The organism is Candidatus Symbiopectobacterium sp. NZEC135 (assembly GCF_025962695.1).
Genome location: NZ_JAGFPF010000150.1, coordinates 1 through 3,585 on the forward strand (window position 1 = coordinate 1; position 3,585 = coordinate 3,585).

The following is a 3,585-nucleotide window of genomic DNA, read 5'->3' on the forward strand; positions in this document are numbered from 1 at the left end:
TTTCTACGGCCATAATCAGCACATCACACTGGAAGGCGACGTCTGAAAACTATCTTCACCGCAATGATGCTTGTCATCGAACATTCGAGGACATTATCGCCTTCATATCACTGGAAAGCGCCTCTGCCCGCTTTTCCAAGGCAGCTAACATGAGGTCTTTTTTATCTTTTACTTTAACTAGATAATAGAAAGGTTCACTATTAGTGCAGGTTAAACGATAGATTGTAAAGTCATCATCATGCGGTATTAATGCGCGATAGTTTCCTTCAGAGATAAACATAAAACGGGTATCAGGATGTTCGCCAAGCAACATATATTCATTATTGCAATAAAACGTATCGCGCGTATCATACTTCATAGCCAATTCGAAACCAAATTTTAAGATAGACAGCGCCTGTACATCAAGTGCGATACATGAAATATAGCCAATCATATACAGCGGAGCAAAAATAGACATTGAATAGGTCATGTTAAAAGAAGGATTTCTTTTTATTCTTTTTGCTTGCGAGGTGATAGAAGATAAGATAGTAATAAAAACAAACCAAATAATGTAATAGAAGATAAAAATTAAAAATAAAGCTGCAACTACCGTTATGAGTTTATTAAGTGTAGTATCAAAAGGAATGTCAAACGAATTAGATATTAGTGAACGTGCGAGATAGTACGAGATCAATGAAACGATTAGCCATGAATATTTAACTCCTAGTTTTACTCTCAGAGCCATTGTTTTTTCTTTATTATCGATCGATTTTATATGAGATACGACAGTGTAGATAATTGACAGTGCAGTTATAAAGATCAGCGCATTCGGAATGACGATGCTGGTATAATTGGAAATATCAAAGGAAATACAGGTTACCAAAAATAGCAATGCTGAAAGCAATGCCGCTCTTGGCGTTTTTTTATGATTATTCCGGAATCGAGTGACAGATTGATTAAACGATGTTTTATTCCAGTAAAAGTGCACGATTTGTCCGCTAAGGATAATCATCCCTAACCAAACAATAATGGGATATAGCTGTGTGGTCTGCGGCGTAACGAAGAGCACTGCCATATAGAACAATAAAAAATGCGCGACACCGAAGTTTAATGAACCCCATATTTTTTTCATAGAAGGTCTGTTTACAATCAAGTTACCCCATTGAGTTTTATACTTAGCATTTATAACAGATGCCAGCGAGATAGGAAATTAAATTATGCTCACGAAAAGGAAAAAAGTGAATTACAACACATTTAACAGATATATCAGAGGATATGTTCTCAAATTTTCTTCAACCGTCATCCTCTGAACAACGCATTTTAGGTAATGCCTGATACATTCAAGCGGTGAAACCTATTAACCATGCAGCAATAGCCATTAATTCCCCCTTCTGATACAAAGCAGCCGACCAGATTAAGCGCGCAACTAAACCACAAAAACATCAGTCCCTATCTGAACTAATACCACTAACCCACTCTAAAAACTCCCCTTTTTTCTTTCACTTTTCCAATCTGAGTTTCCCCTATCGAAACAGCTCCCCCTAGCGCACCCTACTCTCGCCAGCAAAGTCTGGAGAACCACAGGGATGTCTATTCGTCTCGGTAAAGTATCGCTCTTTAACAACAGGGACCGGGCTGTCACATAACCACAATTCAGGGTGCCGCTGAATGTCCTCGCTGACCCGTTAGAACCGGAATGCAGGATCGGGATGTGACCTGTTTATTGCCTCAATACCTTGCCGTTACTTGTCATTTATAAGGAGCCGTCACCATGCACAAACGAAAATATTGGACCACGATGTTCATCACCCCATTTATTTCTGTACAGACGCTGGCCGCCGACAGTGGCTTTACCAAAGCCAACGACACGCTGAACCATACCTCCGCAGGCCTGCTCGGTCTGGCCGCAGCCACCATCACGTTAGCCACCATGTGGATTGGCTACAAGGTGCTGTTTGACGGCAAAAGCCTGCACGACATGCGCAACGTGATCATTGGGGCCATCCTGATTGTCGGTGCCTCCGGCTTCGGTGCCTATTGGGCGTCATAGGAGAAAACCGATGACTACCCTGAATAAGGCACTTACCCGTCCCGCCACCATCATGGGTATTCCTCTGGTGCCCTTCGTTATCGTCAGTGGATTTATCGTTCTGTTGTCGGTCTATCTCAGCTATTACCTCGCGCTGTTACTGATCCCGGTCTGGGTGGAAATGAAAGTGAAAGCCAGGGCCGACATGCATTATTTCGGGCTGCTGTGGCTGGCGTTTAAAACCCGGGGGCGGTTTGCCACCAATAAACGGTTTGGCGCAAATGCCCTGCTGGCCGGGCAATACGATGCCGTCGATATCTCGGAGTTTATGCACACGATGAAATTAAACCAACGCATCACGCTGGATAAATACCTGCCCTATTCCTCCCACGTTCACCCGCAGGTCATCAGAAACCGTCACGGCGATTTGGTTGCCACCTGGGAAGTGGGCGGAACCCTTTTCGAGGGTGAGCATGAGCACCACCTGACGTTAATGGCAAATCATCTTAATAACGTCATTCGCGCGTATGAGGGATTGGCGGTGACGTTTTACGTGCACCGTATCCGGGAAAAATACCACGATGCCTTTGCCGCCACGTCAGGTATCCCGTTCTCAGATGACGTGACCGAAGGTTATTACCAACCGGTTAAAGACAAACCGTTCTGGCGACATCGTATTTTTTTCACCCTCTGCTATGCGCCCCGTTCAGCACCTGATGAGGCCTTAAACGTGATGCTGGAATACCGGGAAAATCTCTCGACCGCGTTATCACGTTATCAGGCACAACCGCTGGGTTTGTTCGAAGAAAAGCGCCGGGTGTACTCTTCACAGCTGTCGTTTTATCACCGCCTGATAAGCGGAAAATGGCAGCGGGTGGCAGTAACCCGCACCCCGTTTTATGACCTGCTCGGCACACCAGACCTGTTCTTCAGTACCCACACCGCCGAATGCCGCACCCTGTGGGGTTCGCGTTTCTTTCGCGCTCTGGAAATCAAGGATTATTCGCCGGAAACCGCGACCGGATTGCTGGATGCGCTGCTGTATGCCGAAAGCGAATACGTTCTTACGCAGTCCTTCACCTGCATGGCGCGCGATGAAGCACAACAGCATATCCGGCTGGCAGAAAAGCGGCTGAGCTCCACCGAGGATGACGCCTTCTCACAACATGAAGAGCTGATTGTGTTGCGTGACCTGCTCCAGTCAGGGCATGTGTCGTGCGGGAAATACCACTTTTCCCTGTTGGTATCGGCCGACAATGCCGATCAGGTGGTCAAGGACACCCATGCGCTGGCCCAGCCCTTTGTCGATCTCGGTATCATGACCACCCTGTCCACCCAGTCGCTGCCTGCCGCCTGTCTGGCACAACTGCCGGGCGTGTATCACCTGCGCCCCCGACTGGTGGTCATCAGTAGCCAGAACTATGCGGACATGGCGAGCTTGCATAACTTTCATCCCCACAAGCGTGACGGCAACCCGTGGGGCGAAGCCATCGCTATTCTGACATCGCCCGGTGGCGGCGGTTATTGTCTCAACCTGCATGACAGTCAGGTCGGGCGCGATGACTTCAACGAAAAAA

Annotated in this window: 3 protein-coding genes; 2 read left to right on the forward strand and 1 reads right to left on the reverse strand. The window is 46.9% G+C overall.

Features of this window, described 5'->3' with window-relative positions:
- Positions 1-73: 73 nt before the first annotated feature.
- A complete protein-coding gene (locus J5224_RS24040; protein WP_264627748.1) occupies positions 74-1,111 on the reverse strand; it encodes a hypothetical protein in 1,038 nt (345 codons plus the stop codon).
- 639 nt (positions 1,112-1,750) lie between these two features.
- On the opposite strand from J5224_RS24040, the gene J5224_RS24045 reads away from it, so the two are divergent.
- Both J5224_RS24045 and J5224_RS24050 read left to right on the forward strand, forming a co-directional pair.
- The gene (locus J5224_RS24045) at positions 1,751-2,029 is read left to right on the forward strand and encodes a TrbC/VirB2 family protein (protein ID WP_264627749.1); all 279 of its coding nucleotides are present in this window, start codon (positions 1,751-1,753) and stop codon (positions 2,027-2,029) included.
- A 10-nt stretch (positions 2,030-2,039) separates the two neighbouring features.
- Positions 2,040-3,585: VirB3 family type IV secretion system protein (locus J5224_RS24050; RefSeq protein WP_264627750.1), on the forward strand; the 1,546-nt coding region annotated here is incomplete at its 3' end.

Coding starts and splice junctions, on each gene's coding strand:
- J5224_RS24040 (WP_264627748.1), bottom strand. CDS start 1,111: ATGAAAAAAATATGGGGTTCATTAAACTTCGGTGTCGCGCATTTTTTA.
- J5224_RS24045 (WP_264627749.1), top strand. CDS start 1,751: ATGCACAAACGAAAATATTGGACCACGATGTTCATCACCCCATTTATT.